The organism is Modestobacter italicus (assembly GCF_019799965.1).
GTDB lineage: Bacteria > Actinomycetota > Actinomycetes > Mycobacteriales > Geodermatophilaceae > Modestobacter > Modestobacter italicus_A.
In genome coordinates this window covers 75905-100645 of record NZ_JABGCJ010000005.1, presented here as the reverse complement: position 1 = coordinate 100645, position 24741 = coordinate 75905, and the positions used below count along the sequence as shown (strand labels likewise).

Below are 24741 nucleotides of genomic sequence, written 5' to 3'. Positions count from 1 at the left end.
GGAGCGCCGCTCCCAGCCGCGTTGGTTAGGGTCCGCTCATGTACACGGCCAGCTGGGGCGACGTCGTCCGCCGGGACCTGTTCGGGCCGAATCCGGACCCTCGGGACCGCCCCTACCGGTTGGTCATCCGCGCGGTCCTGGTCGTCTTCCGGCTGTTCCGCTTCCGCTTCGACCTGCGCGGTCAGGAGCACGTGCCCGCCACCGGTGGCGCGATCATCTGCAGCAACCACGTCTCCTACTTCGACTTCACCTACCTGGGGCTCATCGCACTGCCGCAGCACCGGCTGGTGCGGTTCATGGCCAAGGCCGCCATCTTCGGGCACTGGTTCGCCGGTCCGCTGATGCGCGCCATGCAGCACATCCCGGTCGACCGCAAGGCCGGGGCCGCGGCGTTCGACGCCGCCGTCCGGGCGCTGAAGGACGGCCACGTCGTCGGGATCTTCCCCGAGGCCACGATCAGCAGTTCGTTCACCGTCAAGGACGTCAAGGCCGGGGCCGCCCGGATGGCGGTCCAGGCGGGGGTGCCGGTCGTCCCGGCTGCCGTCTGGGGCGGGCACCGCGTCGCCACGAAGGGGCACAAGGTGGCACTTCGCCGGGACGTGCCGGTCACGGTCCTCATCGGCGAGCCGCTGGTCCCGGAGCCAGGGGAGAAGCCGCAGGCCCTGCTGCGCCGGATCAAGGCCGCGATGGAGCAGCTGCTGGACGAGGCACAGCGCAACTACCCCGACCAGCCTGCCGGGGACGACGACCGCTGGTGGCAGCCGGCACACCTGGGCGGCAGCGCACCGACCCCGGAGCAGGCCGCCGCCGTCGACGCCGACTACGCCGCCGGCAACCGGACGAAGGTCAAGGCCCCGCACCCGCTGGCCCGCGTGATGCAGCTGCTGGGCCGCGCCCGCCGCTGACCCGTCACCGTGTCCGGGCAGCCAGGTCCTCCGCCGTCACCGGCGCCACGAGCTCCCGCTCGTACGTCCGGTGCCACCAGGCGCCGGTCTCCCGCCGCTCGGCGCGGGTGGTGAACCGGTAGCGGTACAGCAGCACCCGGACGGCGGCCGGGCGCTGCGTGCCGAAGGGCGCCGATCGCAGCAACCGCAGGGTGGCCGGGTCGGCGTCCAGCAGCTTGCCCACGAACGGCACCAGCCACGAGCGGCCGTAGGCGGGGGAGAGGGCGACGAACCACATCAGCCAGTCCAGTCGCAGGTGGTACGGCGCCCACTGCGGGGGCCGGCGGTGCACGTCCCCGGGCTTGCCGCGGAACTCGTACTCCCGCCACACCGCGTCCGGCCCGGGGCTGTCGGTCGCCTGCACCACCAGCTCCCGGCGCACCTTGGTGACCGAGCCGAAGGCGCCGTAGCTGTTCACCAGTCGCAGCGGGTCGAAGCTGGTGTTCATCCGCTGGGAGGCCGACAGCAGGTTGCGCACCGGCGCGATGCTCAGCGCCGCGACCAGCAGGGCCAGGACGACGACCACGACGGCATGCCAGGTCGGGGTGGCGAGGTCGGCCGGGCGGTCGGGCAGCACCGCGGCCAGCCACCGGCCGTCCAGCAGGGAGAGCCCGAGCACCAGGGTCAGCGCGTTCAGCCAGGCGAAGTTGCCACTGATCAGCAGGTAGCCCTGGGTGACCACGATGACCGCTGCGGCCACCCCGGCGATCGGCTGGGGCGCGAGCAGCCCGAACACCACGACCAGCTGGGTGACGTGGTTGGCCAGCGTCTCCACCCGGTGCAGCCGCGGGCTGAGCCGGTGGAACCACCAGCTGAGCGGGTTGGGCATCGGCTGGGTCTCGTGGTGGTACGCCAGGCAGGTCAGGTCCCGCCAGCACCGGTCGCCGCGCATCTTGATCAGCCCGGCCCCGAACTCCAGCCGGAACAGCAGCCAGCGCACCAGCCACATGCCCAGGGTGGGTGGTGCGACGTGCGCCGGACCGAGGAACACCACCAGGAAGCCGACCTCGAGCAGCAGCGACTCCCAGCCGAAGCCGTACCAGATCTGGCCGACGTGCACGATCGACAGGTACAGCCCCCACAGCACCAGCCACAGCGCCATCCAGCCGGCCAGCGGCAACCGGTCGGCCAGCCCGACCAGGGCGGCGACGGCGAGCGCGATGCCGGTCCAGCAGCAACCGGCGAAGAACCGGTCGGACCAGTACAGGTGGAACAGGCTCGGGGCCCTCCGCCACGAGGCCCACTGCAGGTACCGCGGCACCGGGGTGAGCCCGGACGTGCCGATCAGCGCCGGGCCCTGGCGCAGCGCGGCGACGAACGCGATCAGGTAGACCAGCGCCACCCCGCGGGTGAGCACCAGCCGCCCCTCCCAGGCGCCCGGATCGGCGAACCAGTCCACGGCCGGTCGCCCTCAGGCCGCCGGCGACTCGAGCCGGAAGGCCACCAGCTCGGTGTCGTACCAGCGGGTGGTGCGGCCCAGCGGCTGCATGCCGAGCTTCCGGCACACCGCGAGCGAGGGCTCGTTGCCCGGCCGGACGACGGCGTAGACCTCCAGCAGCCCGTCGTCGAAGGCCCGGTCGACCACGGCCCGCGCCGCCTCGGTGGCGTAGCCGCGGCCCCAGCTGTCCGGGTGCAGGTGCCAGCCGACCTCCACCTCACCGACCCCCTGCGGCAGCGGCTTGAGCAGCACGGTGCCCGCCGGCGGTCCGCCGTCCTGCGGGTCGATCGCCCAGCAGCCGTGCACCGGGTCCAGCTCGTGCACCAGCCGCCAGCGCTCGACCAGCTCCGCCGGGGGCACCGTCGGCCCACCACCGAGCCAGCGGGTCACCTCATCGCGGCTGTACAGGTCGGCCAGGCGGGTCAGGTCGGCGTCGGACGTCGTCCAGGCGCGCAGCCGCAGCCGGTCGGTGCACAGCAGTTCCACCCCGGGGGAGCTACCGCCGTCCACGAGCCCGGAAACCCGGGCCGTCCATCAGCCGACCGGGGTGAGCTGCGGGGTGCGGTGGGCGGCCCACCAGGCGCGGCCCTCGGGCCCGAGGGTGTGGATCGGGTCGTAGTAGGTGTGCCGCCGGTCCAGGGCCGCCTCGTCGGTGCGCTCGATGCCGGTGCGGTAGTTCTTCGTCCAGTACGAGATGCCGAGCTCACGGTCGTACTCGGCGACCTGGTGCACCCAGCGCTTGCCGACGTAGGGCACGTCGCAGACGATCCGCGGCGTGGCGAAGCCGGGCAGGTAGCCCATCACGTCGTGCTGCAGCGTCTGCGCCGTCGCGAGCGAGACCCGCCAGTGCTCGGCGCTGGGGATCATGTCGCACATGTAGAAGTAGTAGGGCGTGATCGAGGCGCCGTCGAGCAGGGCGAAGCAGAGGTCGAGCAGCTGGCCGGCGGTGGCGTTGACCCCCTCGAGCAGCACCCCCTGGTTGCGCACGTCCCGCACGCCGACGGCCAGCAGCGCCCGGGCGGCCTCGGCGACCAGCGGGGTCACCGACTGGGCGGCGTTGACGTGGGTGTGCACCGCGAGCGAGACGCCGCGGGCCCGGGCGGTCGCGGCCAGCCGGCCCATCCCGTCGAGCACCTCGCCCTGCAGCCAGTGCTGCGGCAGGCCCATCAGCGCCTTGGACGCCAGCCGGATGTCGCGGATCGAGTCGATCTCCAGCAGCCCGGCGACGAACGCCTCCAGGTTCTTGAACGGCAGGTTGGCCACGTCGCCGCCGGAGACGACGACGTCCCGGACGCCGGGGGTGTCGCGCAGGTACTGCAGCATCGCGCCCTGCCGGTCGACCGGCTTGAGCTCGAACTTGAGCTTCGGGACGGCGGGGGTCGAGTTGCCCACCAGGTCCATCCGGGTGCAGTGCCCGCAGTACTGCGGACAGGTCGACAGCAGCTCGGCCAGCACCTTGGTCGGGTAGCGGTGGGTGAGCCCCTCGACGGCCCACATCTCGTGCTCGTGCAGCGAGTCGCGGGAGGCGTAGGGGTGGCTGGCGTAGTCGCCGGCGAGCCGGTCGGAGGCGACCGGGAGCATGTAGCGGCGCACCGGGTCGGCCAGCATCGCCGCGGTCGTCGGCGTCCCGGTGGGCACCATCGTGTTGAGCATCTGCGGCGGCAGCAGCAGCGACATCGTCGCGGCGCCGGTCTGGTCGGCCTCCAGGTCGGCGTAGAACGCCTCGTCGAGCAGGTCGCCGTAGACGCCACGCAGCTGGCGCACGTTCTTCACGCAGTGCGCGCGCTGCCACTGGGCGCTGCGCCACTCCTCGTCGGTGACGCCGGCGAAGCCGGGCAGGCGGCGCCAGTCGGGCTCGACGAGCTCGCGCGCGGTGTACTCGTAGGGCTGCTCCAGCACTGGGCACTCCTGTTGGACCGGGAAGTCGGGCCTCGACACGGCGACCCTACGGGAAGAAATACGGCTCAGAGCCGACATCACGCTAGGTTCTCCCGTGTCGGGCGGGAGATGACGAAGGGACGACGGTGGCCGTCAACGCACTGCACCGCAGCCTCGGGGTGCACCGGGTGCTCGAGCCGCTCGGCGTGCTGCCCCAGGCCGCCCACCGGCTGGACGCCGACCCGCGCATCGGTCCCGACGAGGTGCGGATCGCCGTCCACCGGCTGAACCTCGACGCGGCCTCCTACCGGCAGCTGGCCGAGCAGCACGACGGGGACGGCGACCGGGTGCGGGCCGCGGTGCTCGGGATCATCGAGAGCCGGGGCAAGATGCACAACCCGGTCACCGGCTCCGGCGGGATGCTGATCGGCGTCGTCGACGAGGTGGGCGACTCCTCACCGCTGGGGCTGGAACCGGGGCAGCGGGTCGCCACCCTCGTCTCGCTCACCCTCACCCCGCTGCGGATCACCGACGCCCTGGCGCACTGGGACGGCCGCAGCGAGCAGGTGCCCACCGCCGGCACCGCCGTGCTCTTCGCCCGCTCGATCGCCGCCGTGCTGCCCGACGACCTGCCGCAGGAGGTGGCCCTCGCCGTCCTGGACGTGTGCGGGGCGCCGGCGGCCACCGAGCGGGTCGTGCACCGCTCCGGCCACCGCCCCTCGGTCGCCGTCCTGGGTGCCGCCGGGAAGTCCGGGTCGCTGAGCCTGGCCGCCGCGCGCGACGCCCGCGCCGGCCGGCTGGTCGGCGTCGTCCGCGACGAGCGCGAGGCCACCGCACTGCGCGCCGCCGGGCTCGCCGACCAGGTCGTGGTGGCCGACGCCACCGACCCGCTCGCCGTCGCCGCGGCCGTCGGCGACCCGGTCGACGTCACCGTGGTCTGCGTCGACGTCCCCGGTGCCGAGCACGGGGCGGTCCTCGCGACGGCCGACGGCGGCACCGTGGTCTTCTTCTCCATGGCCACGTCCTTCTCGGCGGCGGCCCTGGGAGCTGAGGGGATGGCGGCGGACGTGACGATGCTGGTGGGCAACGGCTACACGCCGGGGCACGCGGCCCTGGCGATGGACCTCTACCGGCGCTCGCCGGGCGTGCGGGCCCTGATCGAGCCGCGGGTCCACACCTCATGAGCGAGCTGCTCGTGCGGGACGTGACGGTCGGCGACCGGCCCGGGCAGGCGGTGCACGTCGTGGCCGGACGGATCGCCTGGCTGGGGGCGGCCGCCGACGCGCCGTCGTCCGGCCGGGTGCTGGACGGTGGGGGAGCGCTGCTGACCCCGGCGTTCGTCGATGCCCACGTGCACGCCACCGCCACCGGGCTGGCGCTCACCGGGCTGGACCTGCACGGCGCCGACAGCCTCCGCGCCGCCGTCGTCCGGCTCGCCGAGCAGGCCGCCGCCGCACCCACCGGCACGGTGCTGGGCACCGGCTGGGACGAGACCGACTGGCCCGAGGGCCGCGGCCTGACCCGGCACGACCTGGACGCCGTGGTGGGGGAGCGGCCGGCCTACCTGGCCCGGGTCGACGTGCACTCGGCCACCGTCTCCACGGCGCTGCTGGACCGGGTCCCCGGGATCACCGAGCTGCCCGGGTACAGCCCCGACGGCCGGCTCCGGCTCGACGCCCACTCCGCCGCCCGGCGGGCCGCCTACGGGTCGGTGCCACCCGACCAGCGCCGCACCGCACAACGGGCCGCCCTGGACGCCGCGGTCGCGCTGGGCATCGGCACCGTGCACGAGATGGCCGGCCCGGAGGTCTCCAGCGCCGAGGACCTCGCCGCACTGCTGGCGCTGGCCGCGGACGCTCCCGGCCCACGGGTGCTGGGGTGGTGGGGCGAGCTGTCCGACCGCGGCGGCCTGGACGTCGTCCGGGAGCTGGGCCTGGCCGGCGCCGGCGGCGACCTGTTCTGCGACGGTGCGTTCGGCTCGCACACCGCCGCGCTGTCGACCCCCTACGCCGACCGGCCGGAGACCACCGGCGCGCTGCGCTTCGACACCGCCGTCCTGGTCGAGCACGTCCGCGCCTGCACCGTCGCCGGCGTGCAGGCGGGCTTCCACTGCATCGGGGACGCCGCCGTCGACCAGGTGCTCACCGCGGTCGGCACCGTCGTCGCGGAGCTCGGCCGGGACGCGGTCCGGGCCTGCCGGCACCGGCTGGAGCACGTGGAGATGGTCAGCCCCGACGCGATCGACCAGCTGCGCGCCTGGGGGATGGTGGCCAGCGTGCAGCCGGCGTTCGACGCTGCCTGGGGCGGGCCCACCGGCATGTACGCCGAGCGGCTGGGCGTCGAGCGGGCCGCCGACTGCAACCCGCTGGCCGACTTCGTGGACGCCGGGGTGACGGTGGCGCTCGGCAGCGACGCCCCGGTCACGACGCTGGACCCGTGGGGCGGGGTGTTCGCCGCGATCGACCACACCACGCCCGGATCGGGGATGCGCCCCTTCGACGCCTTCGACGCCGCGACGCACGGCGGCTGGGTGGCCGCGCGGGCCGAGCACGCGGAAGGCCCGCTGGCGGTGGGCGCCCCGGCGGACCTCGCCCTGTGGGCCACCGAGCTGACGCTCTCCGCCGTCCTGACCGCCCGCGCCCGCCCCGCCTGCCGACATCTTCTGGTGGCCGGCGAACCGATCGGAGCCCCCCGATGACCCACCGCGCTTTCGCGCGATCAAGCCCGCGCGCTTTCGCGCGATCAAGCCCGCGCGCTTTCGCGCGACCAAGCCCGCGCGCTTTCGCGCGATCAAGCGCGTGTGGGGGACGGCGATGAGCCGGCTCGCGCTGGACCCGGTGCTGGTGGCGCGGGCGCGGGAGCTGGCCGCGCGGGCCGCCGCGCCGGTGGTCGACCTGGCGTCGACGTACACGACGGTCTCGGTGGAACGCGCCCAGCTGCGGCTGGCCGGCCTCACCGGCACCGACCCCCTGGACGGCGAGGGCGAGGTGCCCTGGGTCAACCGGGTCGTCGACGCCGTCCGCGACCAGGTCGGGCTGGAGCACGGGGTCGCCCTGCCGGTCTGGCACGCCCTCGCCGGCGGCGGCACGCTGCAGGGCCTGGCCGAGCAGGTGGGCGCCGGCACCGCGCGGTTCACCGTGCCCGAGGGGGCCGCCGCCGAGCGGGCCCGGGAGGCCGCCCTCGCCGCGGTCGGCGCCGGGATCGCCCGGATCGACGCGAACCGGGCCCGCCGGGCGGAACTGGTGGCCACCCACGGCGACCCGCCCCGCCGTCCGTGGATCTACCTGATCGTGGCCACCGGCGACATCCACGAGGACATCCCGCAGGCTCAGGCCGCAGCCCGGGCCGGGGCCGACGTCATCGCGGTCATCCGGTCCACCGGGCAGTCGCTGCTGGACTACGTGCCCGAGGGCGCCACCCGCACCGGCTACGCCGGCACGTACGCCACCCAGGAGAACTTCCGGCTGATGCGCGCCGCACTGGACGACGTCAGCGCAGAGCTGGGCCGGTACGTGCGGTTGACCAACTACGCGTCCGGGCTGTGCATGCCCGAGATCGCCGTCCTGGCCGGGCTGGAACGGCTGGACATGATGCTCAACGACGCGATGTACGGGATCCTCTTCCGCGACATCAACCCGCGTCGCACCTTCGTCGACCAGCGGTTCAGCCGGATGGTGCACGCCCGGGCCGGGATCATCATCAACACCGGCGAGGACAACTACCTCACCACCGCCGACGCCGTCGACGAGGCGCACACCGTCACGGTCAGCCAGCTGCTCAACGAGCACCTGGCGCACGAGGCGGGGCTGGCGGACTGGCAGCTGGGCCTGGGGCACGCCTTCGAGATCGACCCGGCGGTGCCCGAGTCGTTCCGGCTCGAGCTGGCGCACGCGCTGCTGGCCCGCGGCCTGTTCCCGGACGCGCCGCTGAAGTGGATGCCGCCGACCAAGCACATGACCGGCGACGTCTTCCGCGGCTACCTGCTCGACGGCTTCTTCAACCTGGCCGGAGCGCTCACCGGCCAGGGCATCCTGCTGGTCGGGATGATGACCGAGGCCGTGGTCACCCCGTGGCTGAGCGACCGCGACCTGGCGCTGCGCAACGTCCGGTACGTGCTGGAGGCCGCGGGCAACCTGCACGAGGACTTCGCCCCGCAGCCGGGCGGGTTCATCGACCGCCGCGCCCACACCGTGCTCACCGAGGCCGTCGACCTGCTGGAACGGATCGCCGCGCACCCACAGGGGCTGATCCAGGCGATCGCCGACGGCACCTTCGGCATCACCAAGCGCTCCCCGGACGGCGGCAAGGGCCTCGACGGCGTCGTCGCCAAGGCCGCCGACCACTACGACCCGGCCACCGAGCTGCTCACCCGGGAGGTGGCCCGTGCCTGAGACCGGCCATGTTGGCCAACATGGCCGCGCCGGGAGTGTCGTGCGGCCCTACGGGGACACCACCGGTGACGGGATGGTGCAGACGTCGTTCACGCTCCCCGTGCCGCCCGGGCCCAAGGCCGAGGGCGCAGCGCTGCAGCTGGCGCAGAAGATGGGCATCGAGCCGGCCATGGTCGTGCACAGCACGCCCATCGGGGAGGGGTTCACCTTCTTCATCGTCTACGGCAGCGTGCGGCACCTGGTCGACCTGGACGCCGTCCAGGTCGAGGAGCGGGCCTACCCGCTGCTGTCGCCCGGCGAGGTCAACGCGGCGGTGAAGACCCGGCTGCGGCGCAGTCTCGTCGTCCTGGGGGCCTGCATCGGCACCGACGCGCACACCGTGGGCATCGACGCGATCCTCAACCTCAAGGGCTTCGCGGGGGAGAAGGGCCTGGAGTACTACCGGGAGCTGCAGGTCGCCAACCTCGGCGCCCAGGTCAGCGTGCCCGAGCTGGTGCACGCCGCCCGCGCCCGGAAGGCCGACGCCGTCCTGGTCTCCCAGGTGGTCACCCAGAAGGACGCCCACCTGCGCAACACCCGCGAGCTGGCCGGGGCGTTCCGCGAGGCGATGGGGGAGTCCCGGCCGCTGCTGGTGGTCGGCGGGCCCCGCTTCGACCCCGCGATGGCCGCCGAGCTGGGCGTGGACAAGGTCTTCGGCCGGGGGACGACGCCCGGCGAGGTCGCCAGCTACCTGGTGCACGCACTCGTCCCCGAGGAGGCAACCGCATGACCGACGCCCGGGTCGGACTGACCGTCACCCACCGCCGCTACGTGCCCTACGCGCACGCCCACTACGGCGGCGACCTGGTCGACGGCGCGTACACCCTCGGCCTGTTCGGCGACGTCGCCACCGAGGTGGCCATCCGCACCGACGGCGACGAGGGGCTGCTGGCCGGCTACTCGGAGGTCCGGTTCCTGGCCCCCGTCCAGGCCGGCGACGTGCTGGAGGCCTCCTGCGAGGTGGTCCGGGTGGGCCGCCGCAGCCGGGAGCTGCGCTGCTGGGCCGAGGTGGTGGCCCGCGCCGAACCCGCCCGGGGCGCGTCGGCGGCACGGGTGCTCGACCCGCCGGTCCGGGTGGTCGAGGCGGTGGCCACGCTCGTGGTCCCGGCCGACCAGGACTGACCGGGCGGCCGGGAGTCGACACGTCGACGTCCCGGCCGGGCTCGGCACCGGCTGGCGTCCACCGGGTCACTCGGCCGGGGTGGGATGCTGGACGGCGGTCGCGACGACGGGTGCGCGACCGGGTCGGCGCCGCGCGTCGCACCCGACGACCGGGGCTGACCCGGGACGAGGCGGAGGTGGGGCGTGCCGGCAGTGGTGGCGACCGGCACGGTCGACGCGGAGCGCCCGAGCGCCCCGCCCGCACGGCCACGACCCCGGCTGCCCTGGCGCACCGCGCTGGCCGCGGCCGGCGGCCTGGCGATGTTCCTGGCGTTCCCCGGCCACGACGTCTGGGCGCTGGCCGTGCTGGGCCCGGCCGCGCTGACCGTGGCCGTGCACGGCCGGCGGGTCCGCGGCGGGCTGTGGCTGGGGCTGGTGCTCGGCCTGGTCTTCTTCGTCCCCCTGCTGTCCTGGAGCGGCATCTACGTCGGCGCCTTCCCCTGGCTTGCCCTGGCGGTGACCGAGGCGCTGTACCTCGCGCTGCTCGGCGGCGCTGCCGCCGCCGTGTCCCGGCTGCCGGGCTGGCCGGTGTGGACGGCGGCCCTGTGGGTGGCCCAGGAGGCGCTGCGTGGCCGCTGGCCGCTGGGCGGCTTCCCCTGGGGCCGGCTGGGGTTCAGCCAGGCGGAGGGGCCGTTCACCGCCTTCGCCGCCTACGGCGGGGTGCCGCTGGTGAGCTTCGCGGTCGCGCTGACCGGCACGCTGCTGGCCGCCGCCGCGATCGTCCTGGCCCGGAGCCGGCGCGATGGTCACCGCGGTCGCCGGCCCGCCGCGCTCGCCGTGGTCGCGGCGCTGGCGCTCCCGCTGCTCGGCACCGCGGCCGCCCTCCCACTGGCCGGCTCTTCACTGACCGAGGGCGGCCCGACTCGCACCGTGGCGGTCATCCAGGGCAACGTGCCCCGGGCCGGGCTGGACTTCAACGCGCAGCGCCGAGCGGTGCTGGACAACCACGCCGCCCAGACGACGGAGCTCGCCGAGGCGGTGTCCCGGGGTGAGGCCGCGCAGCCGGACCTGGTCATCTGGCCGGAGAACAGCTCCGACATCGACCCCTACACCAACGCCGACGCCGCCCGGGTGATCAGCCGCGCGGCCACCGCCGTCGGCGCCCCGATCCTGGTCGGCGCGGTCGTCGACGGGCCGGGGGAGCAGATCTCCAACACCGGGATCGTCTGGGACCCGGTGACCGGGCCGGGGGAGACCTACGTCAAGCGGCACCCGGTGCCGCTGGCCGAGTACGTGCCGGCGCGGCCGTTCTTCCGTTTCTTCAGCCCGCTGGTCGACCGGGTCACCGACTTCGCGCACGGCACCCAGGACGGCAACCTGACCATCGGCGGCGCCAACGTGGGCGACGTCATCTGCTTCGAGGTCGCCTACGACGGGCTGGTGTCCGACGTCGTGGACGGCGGCGCGGGGATGATCGTCGTCCAGACCAACAACGCCACCTTCGGCTACACCGACGAGACCGAGCAGCAGCTGGCGATGAGCCGAGTGCGCGCGGTGGAGTTCGGCCGCACCGTGGTCGTGGCGGCCACCAGCGGCATCAGCGCCGTGGTGGCTCCGGACGGCACCCTGGTCCAGCGCTCGGAGCTGTTCACCGCGGACACCTTCGTCGAGGAGATCGCCCAGCGGGACTCCCGCACCGTCGCCGAGCGGCTGGACGCCGCGCCCGAGTGGCTGCTCACCGCCCTGGGCGTGGGCGCCGTCCTCGCGGTCGCCGTCCGGCGCCGGCTGGCCGCCCGGTGACGGGGCGCCCGGCCGTCCCCGGGCCGGTGCTCGTCGTCATCCCCACCTACGACGAGGTCGACAACCTGGGCGCCGTCCTGGACCGGCTGCACGCCGCGGTGCCCACCGCGCACGCCCTGGTGGTGGACGACGGCTCACCCGACGGCACCGGCGAGCTGGCCGACGCCCGCGCCGCCGCCGACGAACGGGTGCACGTGCTCCACCGGGCGGCCAAGGCCGGGCTGGGCCCCGCGTACGTGGCCGGCTTCCGGTGGGCCCAGGAGCACGGCTACGGGGTCGTGGTCGAGATGGACGCCGACGGGTCGCATCCCCCGGACCGGCTGCCCGCGATGCTGACCGCGCTGGCCGAGGCCGACCTGGTGCTCGGTTCGCGGTACGTGCCCGGCGGCTCGGTGCTCGACTGGCCACCCCACCGGCTGGCGCTGTCCCGGCTGGGCAACCTGTACACCCGCTGGGCGCTGCGACTGCCACTGGCCGACGCCACCGGCGGGTTCCGGGCCGCCCGGATGGAGCTGGTCGCCGCACTGCCCTTCGACGAGGTGGCCAGCCAGGGCTACTGCTTCCAGGTCGACTGGGCGTGGCGGGCGGTGCGCAGCGGCGCCCGGGTGGTCGAGGTGCCGATCGCCTTCAGCGAACGCACAGCCGGCCGGAGCAAGATGAGCGGCTCGATCGTTGGAGAGGCACTGGCACGGGTGACCTGGTGGGGCATCGCGGACCGGCTGGCCGACCGGCTGCCGGGCCGGGTCCGCCGTCCCGTGCCGGCACGGGCCCGTGACGGGCGGCGATCGACGGTCCTCCGGTAGGGAGGGCCCGCCACCGACGGGCGGAGGAGGAGCGTAGATGGCGATGGGTGACAGGGCGATCGGCGACCGGGCGATCGGCCACCCCGCGGCGCGCCGACGGGGGCAGGGGCTGCGCACGTCGATCGGGCTGGCCGCGCTGGCCGAGGTCGCCGTCTACGTGCTGGTGGCCGCCCAGATCGGACTGGGCTGGACGATCATCGCCACACTGGTGACCAGCGCGCTGGGCTGGCTGCTGCTGGCCCGCCAGGGCACCAAGGCGCTGGGCGAGCTGCGGCTGCGGGCCCAGGAGCACCGGGCTCCCGGTCGGGCGCTGGGTGACGCGGGGCTGGTCGCCGCCGGCGGCCTGCTGATGGTGCTGCCCGGCTTCCTCGGGGACCTGCTGGGGCTGTTGTGCCTGCTCCCGGCCACCCGCGCGCTGCCGCGGGCCGTGATCGCCCGGTTCGTGGCCCGTCGGGTGCCGGCCCACCTGCGCGGCCCGGTGCGGGTGCGCTCGGTGCGCACCGAGCCGGTCGGCGCGCCGGACGAGCCGTTCCGCGCCGGTCCGGCGTCCCGGATGGGCGGGGGTCCGGTGTTCGACGGGCAGGTCATCGACGGGCAGGTCGTCGACGGGGACGTGTCGCCGGACGACCGCCGCTGACCCCGGACGCACGAGAGCCCCAGCGGGTGGTCCCGCTGGGGCTCTGTGTGGTGCAGGTGCGGCCCTCCGTCAGGAGGGCCGGACGTCAGCTGGCGCGGGTGCGGCGACCGCGGAGCACCTCGAGGCGCTCGGCGAGGACCTCCTCGAGGTCGTCGACCGAACGACGCTCCAGGAGCATGTCCCAGTGCGTGCGCGGGGGCTTCACCTTCTTGGGAGCTGGCTCCGAGCCACCGACGAGCTTGGCGGCCGAACCGTCGTACTTGCACTCCCAGGTGTCGGGGAGCTCCGCGTCATCGGCGAAGGGCACCGTGACGAGGTGCCCCTGGGCGCACCGGTACTCGGCGTACTGCCGCTCGATGGGCGCGGTGTTGCGCTCGGTCTCGTAGCTCACGCTGCCCAGTCGGCTCCCGCGCAGGGATCGCTCGCCCATGGCACACCGTCCTCTCGTGCTGTGGTGGTCAGTTCTGGACTGCCCGGGCAGCCGCATGCTCACGCATCCGGTGCGGGGTGTCGCAGGGGTCAACGACAGATGAAGGAAATGGATTCCGTGTCGTCAGCGCAACATCATCGCACGGGGTGAGGTATCGACGCCGCACCACCCCCGAAGGGTGAGGGTGAGCTCACTCAGCGCAACGCCAGCTGTCCCGGACCGGTCTGCGTCGGCCCGAGCTGCCCGCGGGTGTAGTGCCGACGGCAGAGCACCTGGTAGCGGACCGCCTGCTCACCCTCGCCCTGCTCGTCCTCGCCCTGCTCGCCCTCGTCCGGCCCGGCGGTCACCGGGGCGGCGGCCGGCGCGGTGTCGGCCACCACCACGGTCGCCCCCTCCCGGACCATCGCCCCGCCGACCACCCGGGCGTTGAGCAGCCCGCGCAGCCCGCACCAGCACAGCACCTCCACCTGCACCCGCTGCACGTCGTCGGCCAGCTCGAACAGCCGCTGGGTGCCCGGGAACAGCCGGGTGCGGAAGTCGGTCGTCAGGCCGAACGCGTAGACGTCCACGTGCGACTCGTCGACCAGCTCGGCCAGCTGCTCCACCTGGGCACCGGTCAGGAACTGCGCCTCGTCCACGATCAGGTAGTCCACGCGCTGCCCGGCCGCCCAGCGGTCCCGGACCAGCAGTCGGACGTCGACGTCGCCGTCCAGCTCCAGCGCCTCCCGGCGCAGCCCGACCCGGGAGCTGATCTGCGGGCTCCCGGACCGGTCGCCCTGGGTCAGCAACAGCCCGTGCCGGCCCTGCCGGCTCTGGTTGTGGTCGACCTGCAGCGCGAGGGTCGACTTCCCGCAGTCCATCGGGCCGTGGAAGAACACCAGGTGTGCCGGTGCAGGGTGCCGTCGCCGGTCACCGGCGGACGGGACGACAGCGGGCTGGCCCAGCGGCGAGAGGGCGGGGGAGAGGGTCACAGACGCTCCGGCGGGGTGTTGCCGGCCGCCACGATGGCCTGGCGCATGTCCAACCGGAGCAGCAGCCAGCCGCCCAGGACGAAGAACAGCACCAGGCTGAAGATGGCGTACCGGTAGGACTCGGTCAGCTGGTAGGTGAGGGCGAACAGGAAGGGGCCCAGCCAGCTGGTGCCCCGGTCGCTGATCTCGTAGAAGCCGAAGTACTCGGCCTCCTTGCCCGGCGGGATCAACTGGCTGAACAGCGACCGGGACAGCGCCTGCGTCCCGCCGAGGACGAAGCCGATGACCACGGCGAGCAGGTAGAACTGCACGGCCGCGCCGGCCTGGACGAAGTAGGCGGCGACCAGCACCCCGACCCAGACCACCAGGCTGGCCAGCACGGTGCGCTTGGCACCGACCACGGCGGCGACCCGGCCCAGCCCGATCGCGCCGAAGAAGGCCACCACCTGGACCAGCAGGATCGTGGAGACCAGCGTGGTCTGGGACAGGTCCAGCTCCTCGGCGCCGTACTGCGCCGAGACGCCGATGATCGTCTGCACCCCGTCGTTGAACAGCAGGTAGGCGGCGAGGAACCACAACGTCAGCCGGTAGTTGCGCAGGTCGCGCAGCGTGGCGGCGAGCTGGCGGAAGCCCCCGGTCAACGCACCGGCGCCGGACACACCGACCACGGCGGACTCCCGCGGCCGCCGGTTGCGCAGCAGGGAGACGCTGACCAGGGTGAACCCGGCCCACCAGACGCCGGCCGAGGCCAGGCAGATGCGCACCGCCTCGCCCTCGGTGAGCCCGAGCGACTCGTACTGGGTGAACAGCACCAGGTTCCCGGCCAGCAGCAGCGCGCCGCCCAGGTAGCCGCAGGCCCAGCCCCGGCTGGAGACGGCGTCCCGCTCGTCGGGGCCGGCCAGGTCGGGCAGCCACGAGTAGTAGACGACGGTGGCCGCGCCGAAGGAGAGGTTGGCGACGATGAACAGGACGGCGCCCAGCAGGTACCGCTCGTCGGCGACGAAGAACAGCCCCATCGTGCACAGGGAGCCCAGCGCGGCGAAGGCGGCCAGCAGCTGCCGCTTGGCGCCGCTGCGGTCGGCGACCGCCCCGGTGAGCGGCAGCACGAACACCTGGAGCAGCACCGACAGCGAGAGCACGTACCCGAACCAGCTGCCCGGCGGGATGCTGATCCCCAGGGGGTGGATCCGCCCGGCGTCGTCGGCGGCGGCCTCGGCGATCGAGGTGAGGTACGGGGCGAGGAAGACCGAGGTGACGGAGGTGTTGAACACCGACATCGCCCAGTCGTAGGAGTACCAGCCGGCACGCTCGCGCCGCAGTGCGCGGTCGGGTGTCGGGGCGGCGGGCTGGTCGGCCTGCGGGACGGCGCTCACCGGCGCAGGGTGCCAGTCGCCGGGACGGCGGTCCAGCACCTGCACCGGACGGCGTCCGCGCCCTCGCTCCCGGGACGGCGGCTCACGGGACGTCGGGCGGCACGACGCCACCGGTGAAGCCACCGGGGAAGGCCGCGACCTCCGGCGTAGGCCGGCTGCGGTCGTCGAAGGCGACCCGATCGACCAGCCCGATCACGTGCCGGTCCACTCGCCCCTGGAGACGAGCAGGCCACGCAGCATCGCCGGCCGGTCGGTCATGACCCCGTCGACGCCCAGGTCCAGCATCTCGGTGGCCTCGGCCTCGGTGTCGACGGTCCACACGTGCACCTGGAGGCTGCGGGCGTGCGCTGCGGCGATGAACCGCTCGTCCACCAGCGGTCGCCCACCGAGCGCCAGCGGCACCTGTGCGCAGCCGGCCTGGATCCGGACCAGCCCGGCGGCCCGCGGCGAGTAGGACGAGAGCCGGAGGGCGGCCACTCCCTTCGGGCCCAGCGAGGTGCAGACCTCCGGGCCGAACAGCCGGCGTGCGGCTGCGATCCGGGCGTCGGAGAAGGAGCCGAGGCAGATCCGGTCCTCGACCTTGAGCCGGCGGACGGTGTGGACCAGCGGCGCCAGCACGCCGGCCGCCTTGATGTCGAGGTTGAACCGGACGTCGGGCCAGGCACCCAGCAGGTCCTCCAAGCGCATGATCGGCTCGCGCCCGCCGATCAGCGCGGTGCGCATCTCCCGCCAGGGCAGGCTCTCCACCCGGCCGGTGCGGTCGGTGACCCGGTCGAGCGTGGGGTCGTGGAAGACGACGAGCTCACCGTCGTAGGTGACCCGGACGTCGGTCTCCAGGTAGCGGTAGCCCATCGCGACGCAGGCCTCGAACGCGGGCTGGGTGTTCTCCAGGTGTTCGATCGCGCCGCCACGGTGGGCCATCGCCACGGGGGTGGGGCCGTCGAGGAAGGCGTAACGGGACCCCGGCACACCACCACGCTAGTGCGGCGCCGATCGGGCCCGGCGGAGGGTGTCCCGGCGCACCTGCGACCCCGGGTGCGGGCGTGTCCGGCCCGGACTGTCGGAGGTGACGTCTACCGTCGCTGGCGTGGCGGGAGAGCACGGTGCCCACGCCCGTCCGACGTCTCGGACCCGGCGTGCGGAGGGCGAGGAGCGACGTTGCGGCTGGTGCCGCAACGTGCTGCCTGCGCAGGAGTCGGTCGGTCGTCCGCGGCTGTACTGCGGCCAGGCCTGTCGGCAGCGCGCCTACGAACAGCGGTCGGCGACGGCGAAGGCCGGCCTGTCCGACGACGTGGTGCTGGTGACGCGAGCAGAGCTCGACGGCCTGCAGGACCGCCTGTACCAGCTGCGCTGCGCCATCGAGGACGTGCAGACCCTGCTCACCGAGAAGCCGACCAAGGCGGAGCTGGAGCGGTCGCTGGCCGACCTGGTCCGGTCGACCGGGAGGCTCGACCGGCTGTGGCTGAACGGCAAGGCAGCCGGCTGAACGTCGTTCCCCATGTCGCTGGTTGATCCGTCACTGTGACGCAAGTCACTGCGGGTGAGTGGGTGCCGGGGGAGGGGTGTCGAGCACTCCACACCCCCGGCGTTCGTTCACCCGTCGGAGTCCTCGTCCCGGGACTCGTTGCCCTCGTCCGAGTCGGGGTCGTCGTCCACGTCCGGCAGGTTGCCCTGCGACTCATCGCCAGGGTCAGCCCCGTCGGTGTTCTCGGTGTCGTTGTCGCTGACGTCGCCGTCGTTGCGGTCGAGGCCGCTCGGGTCGCCACAGGCGGTCAGCGAGGCCGATCCGCCGGCCACGGCGAGGGTGAGGAACAGGGCGGCCACCGGGCGTCGGATGTTCATGGCTCGACCCTACGAAGGGATCGAGTCAGCCGCCCCTCGAGCCGGGGTCACGCGGTGGTCATTTCGTCAGAGTGACGCAACTCGGTCTGCAGAGGTGGACCCGACAGGGGAGTCGCCGGACGGTTGACGGGGGCGATGTCGCCGACTGCGCACCGAACCGCAAGATCAACTCATTGGGGGAGTCATGATCATCTCAGTAACCAGGACATGATCATCTCTTCGCCGGGCCGACGCCGCCGGCGACAGGCGGCGATCACCCGCCGGAGCCCGCGGCCGGACGGACCAGGCCGAGCGTCGCACCGGACCAAGCAGGACTGGACTCGGACCAGAGCCGTCGTGACCGTCGTCAGGCGACGTCCTGGCACGCGCGACCCTGAGTGTCGTCGAGAACCCGGTGTCGAGAACCCGGTCAGGAAAGAATCGGCACCCCTTCTGACCGCGCATCTCGTGCGCCGATAATCGACATTATGTCAAGTAGTACGGATCGAGGCGCCGGGACGACGTCCCGCAGGTCCCTCTCCGCCGACGTGACCGTGCCCGCGACCGTGCAGGCGCCGACTGGCGTTCTCAGCCGCCGAAGGTGACGTCCTCGGCTCCGACGACTGCCGCTGTGCGGCCAGGGGCTGCCTGGAACTGCCAGTACAGGTTGGTGTGCGCGATGACCTGCTCGACCGGCGGAGCACCCCAGGCCGTCTTGTCGCCGGCGGTGTGCGCATCCCCCACCAGTGTCACGTCGTAGCCGCGGGTGAAGGCCCCGTGGATGGTGGACCGGATGCAGGCGTCGGACTCGGCGCCGGCCACGACCAGCCGGCCGACGCAGGCAGCGGCGAGGACGTCCTCCAGGTCGGTGCCCTCGAACGAGTCGCCGTAGGACTTGTGCACCAGCGGCTCGGACTCCGCGCGGACGAGCTCGGGGACGTACTGCCAGTCGTCGCTCCCCCGCACCAGCTCCTCGTCGGAGTGCTGGACCCAGACCACCGGCACGCCCTCGTCGCGCGCCCGGTCGACCAGCGAGCCGATGCTGCCGACCACCTCGTCCCTCCGGGGCGCCTCTGCGACCACGCCCTGCTGGACGTCGATGACGACCAGGGCGGTGTTCGGTCGATCGGGCAGCGTGGTCATGGCGGTCTCCCCTGCGGGGTCAGCTCCTGGTGCGACACCGCGCACGCTAGCCCCGGCCACCGACGGGACCGCCAGACCCGCGCCTACGTCCGGTCCGGGTGCGGGACGGCGCGCACGTCGAGGTCGTCGATCCCAGCGAAGTCGTGCGGGTCGCACGTGTACAGCGGCACACCTTCTGCGATGGCAGCCGCGGCGGTCAGCGCGTCGTAGGCGCGGACAGCCGGCTTCCGGCCGGCGGACCGCAGCGAGGCTGCCACCCGGCCGAAGGGCCGAGCCGCACCGGCGTCGAAGGCCAGCGCGTCGGGGTCCATCGCCGGCAGTTGCCGCCGCCGGGCGATCAGGTCCGCCGACGACGGGCTGCGCCGGGCGCGGGGCCGCAGCTCGGCGACCTCCGCTCCGTCACGCGTCACGACCACGGCCGTGCCCCGGGCGACCCGGTCGAGCACCTCTCCCCCGTGGTCGCGCAGTTCGCGAACGGACACCGAGTCCATGGAACCCACTGTTCCACCGGCGAGACGGCGTGCTCCAGCCCAGGAGTCGACATCGACCGCACCGGCTCAGCCAGACGCGGTCGTTCCGCGCCGGGCAGGCGTTCGGGCGTCGATCGTTCACCCCGGCGTCACCCGGGCGGCTTGTTGCGAGACACGAGCAACAACTAGGTTCTGCGAACAGCTTGCAACAAGCTCGTCCGCGGACCACCTGATCGGAGCCCCTCGTTGACCCCGCCGCACGCCCGCCCCGCCGTCCTGGGCCTGGGCCTGGCCGTCCTCACCGCCCTGGCCGGCTGCAGCGCCCCCGGCTCCGTCGGCGAAGGCGGGGCTGAGCAGTCCCGCCGCCTGGTGCTGGCCGACGCCTACGAGCCCGAGGCCCTCAACCCGGTCGCCGGGCACGGGGAGACCGGGTACTCCAGGGTCTACGACGGCCTCGTCCGGCTGCAGGGCGGCTCCGGTCTGCCCGAGCTGGAGCCGGCGCTCGCCGCCGAGCTGCCCACGGCCGACGACGCGGGCACCACCTGGACGGTGCCGCTGCGCACCGGCGTGGAGTTCTCCGACGGGACGAGCTTCGGCGCCGAGGACGTCGTGGCCACCTACGAGGCGGTGCTCGACCCGGCATCGGCCTCCCCCATCGCCACGAACTACGCGATGGTCAGCGAGGTCACCGCCGTCGACGAGCAGACCGTGCAGTTCCGGCTGGCCTACCCCTACGCCGCGTTCCCGAGCAAGCTGCTGCTGGGCATCGCCCCCGCCGAGGCGCTCGCCGTCCCGGGGCCCGCCGAGGAGTCGGCGCTGAACACCGAGCCGGTCGGCACCGGCCCCTACGTGCTCACCGAGCGCCGCGGCGACCGCACGGTCTACGCCGCCAACCCGCGGTACTGGGACGGCGAGCCGGAGGTCGCGGAGCTGGTCGTCGTCTACGTGCCCGACGACAACACCCGCGCGCAGCGGATGGCCAGCGGCGAGTTCGACGGGACGACGCTGCCGCCGCTGCTGGCCGACACCCTCGCCGAGACCGACGGGCTCACGGTGGTCGGCCATCCCAGCGCCGACACCCGTTCGGTGTCGCTCCCCGCCGGCGACCCGGTGACCGCCGACCCGGCGGTGCGGCTGGCGCTGAACCACGCCGTCGACCGGGACGCGATGGTCGAGTCGATCCTCGGTGGCCACGGCGTGCCCGCGTACACCCCGGTGCCCGAGGTGCTGGGCGACGCGTACGCCGCCGACGCCACCTTCACCCACGACCCCGACCTGGCCCGGCAGCTGCTCGACGAGGCCGGCTGGGTGCCCGGCGAGGACGGCGTCCGGGTGCGGGACGGCGTCCGGGCGGAGTTCACGCTGATGTACTTCCCGGAGGAGACACTGCGCCGCGACCTGGCGCAGGCCTTCGCCTCCGACGCCCTGGCGGTCGGCGTGGAGGTCGACCTGGAGGCGGTGGACCGGCCGCAGTTCCGCCCGCGGATCCCGGTGGACGCCGGCCTGCTCGGCGGCGGTGACGTGCCCTACGACCCGGACACCCAGCTGTACGCCGCACTGCACTCGGTCTACACCCAGGACGGCGTGGGCGGCCCGTTCGACAACCCCAGCGACTACGCCAACCCGGTCGTGGACGCCGCGCTCGACGAGGGCCGCCGCAGCACCGACCCCGCGGTCCGGACGGCGGCCTACCAGCAGGTGCAGCGGGAGTTCGTCGCCGCGCCCCCGGCGGTGATGCTGGTCTTCCTCGAGCACGTGTACGTGATGGCGGACGGCGACTGGACCGGCACCGAGCCGGTGCTCGAGCCGCACTCGCACGGGGTCAGCTGGGGTCCGTGGTGGAACCTGCGCGAGTGGCGGGCGGCCGGGTGACGGCCGCTCCCCCGCTCCTGCGCCCCGCATCGGAGGCTCCCCCTGCCCCGGCTCCAGCGGCCCAGCGGACTCGGTCCCGGCGGTCGGCGGCGGCCCGGATGGCCCGGCGGCGGCTGCTGTTCGCCGTCCCGGTGGTCCTGGCCGTCTCGGTCGGCGTCTTCGCCGCCGCCGCGGCCTCCCCGTTCGACCCGCTGGCCGGCTACCTCGGCGACCGCTACCTGACCGCCAGCCAGGAGGCGCAGGCCAAGCTGGCCGAGCAGCTGGGCACCGACCGCCCCTGGTTCGAGCAGTACCTGTCCTGGCTGGGCCACCTGGTCACCGGTGACCTCGGGACGTCGCGGTCGTTCGGGCAGCCGGTCGCCGACGTGCTGGCCGAGCGGCTGCCGTGGACGCTGCTGCTGGTCGCGGTGTCGCTGGTGATCGCCGTCGTGCTGGCGCTGGGGCTGGGCACCTGGACTGCGGCGCGCCGCGGCGGCTGGGTCGACCGGCTGGTGACCCCGGGCTGCCTGCTGCTGCAGGGCCTGCCGCCGTTCGTGGTCGCGCTGGGCGCGGTGGCGCTGTTCGGCATCGGCTTGGCCTGGCTGCCGGTCGCCGGGCTGACCGACGCCGGCGCCGACCTCTCCGTGGGCCAGGTCGCCCGCCACCTGGTGCTCCCGGCGCTGGTGCTGGCGCTGAGCCAGCTGCCCTGGCTGCTGCTCAACGTGCGGCAGTCGCTGCTGCGCGCGCTCACCGAGGACCACGTCACCGGCGCCCGGTCCCGGGGGCTGGCCGAGCGGACCGTGGTGGCCCGGCACGCGCTGCCCACCGCCCTGCTGCCGTTCGTGACGCTGCTGGGCGCCCGGCTGCCGGAGCTCGTGGTCGGGGCGGTGCTGGTCGAGGAGGTGTTCAGCTGGCCGGGGCTGGCCCAGGCGGTGGTCACCTCGGCGACCGAGCTGGACTTCCCGCTGCTGGCCTTCCTGACCCTGCTCACCACGGTCGCCGTGCTGGTCGGTTCGCTGATCGCCGACGTCGCCTACGTGCTGCTGGACCCCCGGGTGGCCGCAGATGGGTGACCGACGGCTGGTGGTGGGCGTGACGGTGCTGGCCGGGCTGGCCGCCTACGCGGTGCTGGTGCCGTGGGTGGCCGGGGTGGACGACCGGGTGACCGACTTCGCGGCGGCCCGGCAGGCGCCGTCCTGGGCGCACCTGTTCGGCACCGACTCCGCCGGCCGCGACCTGTTCGTGCGCACCGCCGCCGGGCTGCGGGTGTCCCTGCTGATCGCGGCGGTGTGCGCGGTGTTGTCCACGGTGATCGGTGCGCTGGTCGGCGCGCTGTCCGCGGTCGCCGGCGGCTGGGTCGACCGGCTGACGATGCGGGTGGTCGACGGGGTGAACGCGGTGCCGCACCTGCTGCTGGGCATCGTCCTGGTGGCGCTGTTCCGCGGCAGCCTGGTGGCGATCATCGCCTCGATCGCGCTGACGCACTGGACGCAGGTGGCCCGGATCGTCCGGTCGGAGGTGCTGTCGTTGCGCGACCGGCCGCACGTGGACGCCGCGGTGCTCGGCGGGGCGACCCGCTGGCGGGTGGTGCACCGCCACCTGCTGCCCGCCGCGCTCCCCCAGGCGCTGGTCGCCGCGGTTCTGCTGCTGCCGCACGCGGTCTGGCACGAGTCGACGCTGAGCTTCCTGGGCCTGGGGCTGCCGCCGCACCGGGCCAGCCTGGGCACCCTGCTGGAGGAGGCGCGCAGCTCACTGCTGCTTGGCGGCTGGTGGACGCTGGTCTTCCCCGCCCTCGGCCTGGTGCTGGCCACGCTGGCCGTGGCCGCGGTCGGCTCGGGGCTGCGCGACCGGGTGGCCCTCCCCCGCCGGGCGGAGGCGACGCTGTGACCCCGGCCCTGTCGGTCCGCGACCTGACCGTGCGCTTCCCGCTGGCCGCGCGCCGGCGCGCACCCCGCCGGGTGGTGCACGCGGCCACCGACGTCTCCTTCGACCTGCACGCCGGCCGGGTGCTGGCGCTGGTCGGCGAGAGCGGCTGCGGCAAGTCGGTGCTGGCCTCGGCCCTGCTCCGGCTGCTGCCCGGCAACGCGGTCGTCACCGGTTCCGCGGTGCTGGCCGGCAGCCCGCCGGTCGACGTCCTGACCGCGGACGAGCGGGTCGTCGGCCGGCAGGTGCGCGGCCGCCGGCTGGCCCTGGTGCCGCAGTCGGCGGCCACCTCGCTCACCCCGGTGCGGACCGCCCGCAGCCAGCTGGAGGAGGCGGTGTGCGAGCTCGCCCCCGGCACCGATCCGCGCGCCCGCGCCGACGAGCTGGCCGAACGCGTGGGGCTGGCCCCGCGCGACCTGGACCTCTTCCCGCACGAGCTGTCCGGGGGGATGGCCCAGCGGGTGGTGGTGGCCCTTGCACTGGCCGGTGGTCCCGCGGTGGTGCTCGCCGACGAGCCGACCGCCGGGCTGGACCGCCCGCTGGCCAACCGCACGCTGCAGCTGCTGCGCGAGGTGGCCGACGCAGGGTGCGCGGTGCTGCTGATCACCCACGACCTCGGCGGGCTGCTGCGCGCGCCGGAGGTCGCCGACGACCTGGCGGTGATGTACGCCAGCCGCCTGATGGAGACCGGTCCGGCCGCCGCGGTGCTGGCCGCACCGGCGCACGACTACACCCGCGACCTGCTCGGCGCACTGCCCGCCGGCGGTCTGGTGCCGATCCCGGGCCACCCACCGGAGCTGACCGACCTCCCCGCCGGCTGCGCCTACCACGCCCGCCGGCCGGACGCGGGCCGCTGCGACGGCGGAGCCCTGCACACCGCGGCTCTGCACACCGGGGGCGTCCGCTCGGCCCGCTGCCGCCCGCTGGCGGTGGCACTGTGCTGACCGGCCGCGGGATCGTCGTCGGCCACCGCCCGGGCGTGCCGGTGCTCGACGGGGCGGACCTGTCGGTGTCCCCTGGCGAGGTGGTCGGGCTGGCCGGGCCCAGCGGGAGCGGCAAGTCGACGATGGCCCGGGTGCTGGGCATGCTGCTGGCCCCGTGGTCCGGGGAGGTGGCCGTGGACGGGGTGCCGGTCACCGGCGTGCGGTACCGGGTGCCCCGGGAGCTGCGCGGCACCGTCGGCATGGTGTTCCAGTCACCGCGCCTCTCGGTCGACCCCCGGCTGCCGCTGGCGGCGGTGATCGCCGAGCCGCTGCGGGTCCCCGGGACGCCGACCGCCGGCCGGCGGGGCGCCGCGCTCCGGGACCGGCGGGTGGCCGAGCTGGCCGAGCGGGTGGGCCTCACCGCCGACCTGCTCCCCCGCCGTCCGCACGAGGTCAGCGACGGGCAGCTGCAGCGTGCCTGCCTGGCCCGTGCGCTGGCCCAGCAGCCGCGCTACCTGGTCTGCGACGAGATGACCGCGATGCTGGACGCCTCCAGCGCCGCCGGGCTGGTCGCGGCCCTGCGGGACGACGTCGCGACCGGGCGGCTCGGCGTGCTGGCGATCAGCCACGACGAGGACCTGCTGGCCGCCTGGGCCGACCGCACCGTGCGGCTGACGGCGGCGGCCGGCGGTGCCGCCCACCGCGCCGCGGGTGCGCTCGCCCCCGAGCACTGGTAGTCAGGGACGGCACGCCCGGTGGCCCTGCGCCGCCGGGCCACCTCCCCGCCGTGCCGGGCGGCACCCAC

Annotated in this window: 25 protein-coding genes; 15 read left to right on the top strand and 10 right to left on the bottom strand. The window is 74.4% G+C overall.

What is annotated here, in order from left to right; translation table 11 throughout:
* Positions 1-38: 38 nt before the first annotated feature.
* Positions 39-905 carry a lysophospholipid acyltransferase family protein gene (locus HLA93_RS13500; RefSeq protein ID WP_222194918.1) on the top strand — a complete coding sequence of 289 codons (867 nt, stop codon included), beginning with the start codon at positions 39-41 and terminating at the stop codon, positions 903-905.
* A 4-nt stretch (positions 906-909) separates the two neighbouring features.
* Here the strand turns inward: HLA93_RS13500 and HLA93_RS13495 are convergent, their stop codons facing one another.
* Genes HLA93_RS13495 through HLA93_RS13485 form a run of 3 tightly spaced genes read right to left on the bottom strand, consistent with a single transcriptional unit; the run spans position 910 to position 4281 of the window.
* Entirely contained in the window at positions 910-2343 is a 1434-nt protein-coding gene (locus HLA93_RS13495) for a lipase maturation factor family protein (protein ID WP_222194917.1), read from the bottom strand.
* A gap of 12 nt (positions 2344-2355) precedes the next feature.
* On the bottom strand, positions 2356-2868 hold the full coding sequence (locus HLA93_RS13490) for a GNAT family N-acetyltransferase (RefSeq protein WP_222194916.1): 513 nt from the start codon (positions 2866-2868) through the stop codon (positions 2356-2358).
* A gap of 48 nt (positions 2869-2916) precedes the next feature.
* Positions 2917-4281, bottom strand: coding sequence for a KamA family radical SAM protein (locus tag HLA93_RS13485; RefSeq protein WP_222194915.1), 1365 nt, complete (start codon positions 4279-4281; stop codon positions 2917-2919).
* Between the two features lie 125 nt (positions 4282-4406).
* On the opposite strand from HLA93_RS13485, the gene HLA93_RS13480 reads away from it, so the two are divergent.
* The 8 genes from HLA93_RS13480 to HLA93_RS13445 all read left to right on the top strand — a co-directional run bounded on the left by HLA93_RS13480 (position 4407) and on the right by HLA93_RS13445 (position 13031).
* Complete coding sequence (locus HLA93_RS13480) at positions 4407-5444, top strand: L-erythro-3,5-diaminohexanoate dehydrogenase (RefSeq protein WP_222194914.1); 1038 nt, start codon at positions 4407-4409, stop codon at positions 5442-5444.
* Positions 5441-6958, top strand: coding sequence for an amidohydrolase (locus HLA93_RS13475; protein WP_222194913.1), 1518 nt, complete (start codon positions 5441-5443; stop codon positions 6956-6958). The genes HLA93_RS13480 and HLA93_RS13475 overlap by 4 nt, the downstream gene beginning before the upstream one ends.
* A 115-nt stretch (positions 6959-7073) precedes the next feature.
* Positions 7074-8651, top strand: a complete 1578-nt coding sequence (locus HLA93_RS13470; protein ID WP_222194912.1) for a lysine 5,6-aminomutase subunit alpha — start codon at positions 7074-7076, stop codon at positions 8649-8651.
* A complete protein-coding gene (locus HLA93_RS13465; protein WP_308128115.1) occupies positions 8644-9420 on the top strand; it encodes an OAM dimerization domain-containing protein in 777 nt (258 codons plus the stop codon). Before HLA93_RS13470 ends, HLA93_RS13465 begins: the two co-directional genes overlap by 8 nt.
* Positions 9417-9812: a hotdog fold domain-containing protein gene (locus tag HLA93_RS13460; protein WP_222194911.1), complete on the top strand. Its 396-nt coding sequence runs from the start codon at positions 9417-9419 to the stop codon at positions 9810-9812. The genes HLA93_RS13465 and HLA93_RS13460 overlap by 4 nt, the downstream gene beginning before the upstream one ends.
* 183 nt (positions 9813-9995) lie before the next feature.
* Positions 9996-11591 (top strand): apolipoprotein N-acyltransferase, encoded by a 1596-nt coding sequence (lnt, locus tag HLA93_RS13455; protein WP_222194910.1) that lies wholly within the window; start codon positions 9996-9998, stop codon positions 11589-11591.
* On the top strand, positions 11588-12394 hold the full coding sequence (locus tag HLA93_RS13450) for a polyprenol monophosphomannose synthase (protein ID WP_222194909.1): 807 nt from the start codon (positions 11588-11590) through the stop codon (positions 12392-12394). The genes lnt and HLA93_RS13450 overlap by 4 nt, the downstream gene beginning before the upstream one ends.
* Before the next feature lie 37 nt (positions 12395-12431).
* Positions 12432-13031, top strand: a complete 600-nt coding sequence (locus tag HLA93_RS13445) for an FxsA family protein (protein WP_246626638.1) — start codon at positions 12432-12434, stop codon at positions 13029-13031.
* 85 nt (positions 13032-13116) lie between these two features.
* Here the strand turns inward: HLA93_RS13445 and HLA93_RS13440 are convergent, their stop codons facing one another.
* From HLA93_RS13440 to HLA93_RS13425, 4 genes are all read right to left on the bottom strand, one after another.
* Positions 13117-13461, bottom strand: coding sequence for an RNA polymerase-binding protein RbpA (locus HLA93_RS13440; RefSeq protein WP_222194908.1), 345 nt, complete (start codon positions 13459-13461; stop codon positions 13117-13119).
* Positions 13462-13655: 194 nt separating this feature from the next.
* Positions 13656-14432: a thymidine kinase gene (locus tag HLA93_RS13435; RefSeq protein WP_222194907.1), complete on the bottom strand. Its 777-nt coding sequence runs from the start codon at positions 14430-14432 to the stop codon at positions 13656-13658.
* A complete protein-coding gene (locus tag HLA93_RS13430) occupies positions 14429-15850 on the bottom strand; it encodes an MFS transporter (RefSeq protein WP_308128114.1) in 1422 nt (473 codons plus the stop codon). Before HLA93_RS13430 ends, HLA93_RS13435 begins: the two co-directional genes overlap by 4 nt.
* 147 nt (positions 15851-15997) lie before the next feature.
* On the bottom strand, positions 15998-16774 hold the full coding sequence (locus tag HLA93_RS13425) for a glycerophosphodiester phosphodiesterase (RefSeq protein WP_222194906.1): 777 nt from the start codon (positions 16772-16774) through the stop codon (positions 15998-16000).
* A gap of 118 nt (positions 16775-16892) precedes the next feature.
* Here HLA93_RS13425 and HLA93_RS13420 point away from each other — a divergent pair, with 118 nt between their 5' ends.
* The gene (locus HLA93_RS13420; RefSeq protein ID WP_246626637.1) at positions 16893-17291 is read left to right on the top strand and encodes a hypothetical protein; all 399 of its coding nucleotides are present in this window, start codon (positions 16893-16895) and stop codon (positions 17289-17291) included.
* A 107-nt stretch (positions 17292-17398) separates the two neighbouring features.
* Here HLA93_RS13420 and HLA93_RS13415 read toward each other — a convergent pair whose 3' ends face one another.
* From HLA93_RS13415 to HLA93_RS13405, 3 genes are all read right to left on the bottom strand, one after another.
* Positions 17399-17647, bottom strand: coding sequence for a hypothetical protein (locus HLA93_RS13415; protein ID WP_222194905.1), 249 nt, complete (start codon positions 17645-17647; stop codon positions 17399-17401).
* A gap of 567 nt (positions 17648-18214) precedes the next feature.
* On the bottom strand, positions 18215-18769 hold the full coding sequence (locus HLA93_RS13410; protein WP_222194904.1) for an isochorismatase family protein: 555 nt from the start codon (positions 18767-18769) through the stop codon (positions 18215-18217).
* A gap of 83 nt (positions 18770-18852) precedes the next feature.
* Positions 18853-19251, bottom strand: a complete 399-nt coding sequence (locus tag HLA93_RS13405) for a type II toxin-antitoxin system prevent-host-death family antitoxin (protein ID WP_308128113.1) — start codon at positions 19249-19251, stop codon at positions 18853-18855.
* 234 nt (positions 19252-19485) lie between these two features.
* On the opposite strand from HLA93_RS13405, the gene HLA93_RS13400 reads away from it, so the two are divergent.
* The 5 genes from HLA93_RS13400 (at position 19486) to HLA93_RS13380 (ending at position 24673) form a co-directional block, all read left to right on the top strand.
* Positions 19486-21111, top strand: coding sequence for an ABC transporter substrate-binding protein (locus HLA93_RS13400; RefSeq protein ID WP_222194902.1), 1626 nt, complete (start codon positions 19486-19488; stop codon positions 21109-21111).
* 98 nt (positions 21112-21209) lie between these two features.
* Entirely contained in the window at positions 21210-22163 is a 954-nt protein-coding gene (locus HLA93_RS13395; protein WP_222194901.1) for an ABC transporter permease, read from the top strand.
* Positions 22156-22977, top strand: coding sequence for an ABC transporter permease (locus tag HLA93_RS13390; protein ID WP_222194900.1), 822 nt, complete (start codon positions 22156-22158; stop codon positions 22975-22977). Before HLA93_RS13395 ends, HLA93_RS13390 begins: the two co-directional genes overlap by 8 nt.
* Complete coding sequence (locus HLA93_RS13385) at positions 22974-23957, top strand: ABC transporter ATP-binding protein (protein ID WP_222194899.1); 984 nt, start codon at positions 22974-22976, stop codon at positions 23955-23957. The genes HLA93_RS13390 and HLA93_RS13385 overlap by 4 nt, the downstream gene beginning before the upstream one ends.
* Entirely contained in the window at positions 23951-24673 is a 723-nt protein-coding gene (locus HLA93_RS13380) for an ABC transporter ATP-binding protein (RefSeq protein ID WP_222194898.1), read from the top strand. Before HLA93_RS13385 ends, HLA93_RS13380 begins: the two co-directional genes overlap by 7 nt.
* The last annotated feature ends 68 nt before the right edge of the window (positions 24674-24741 follow it).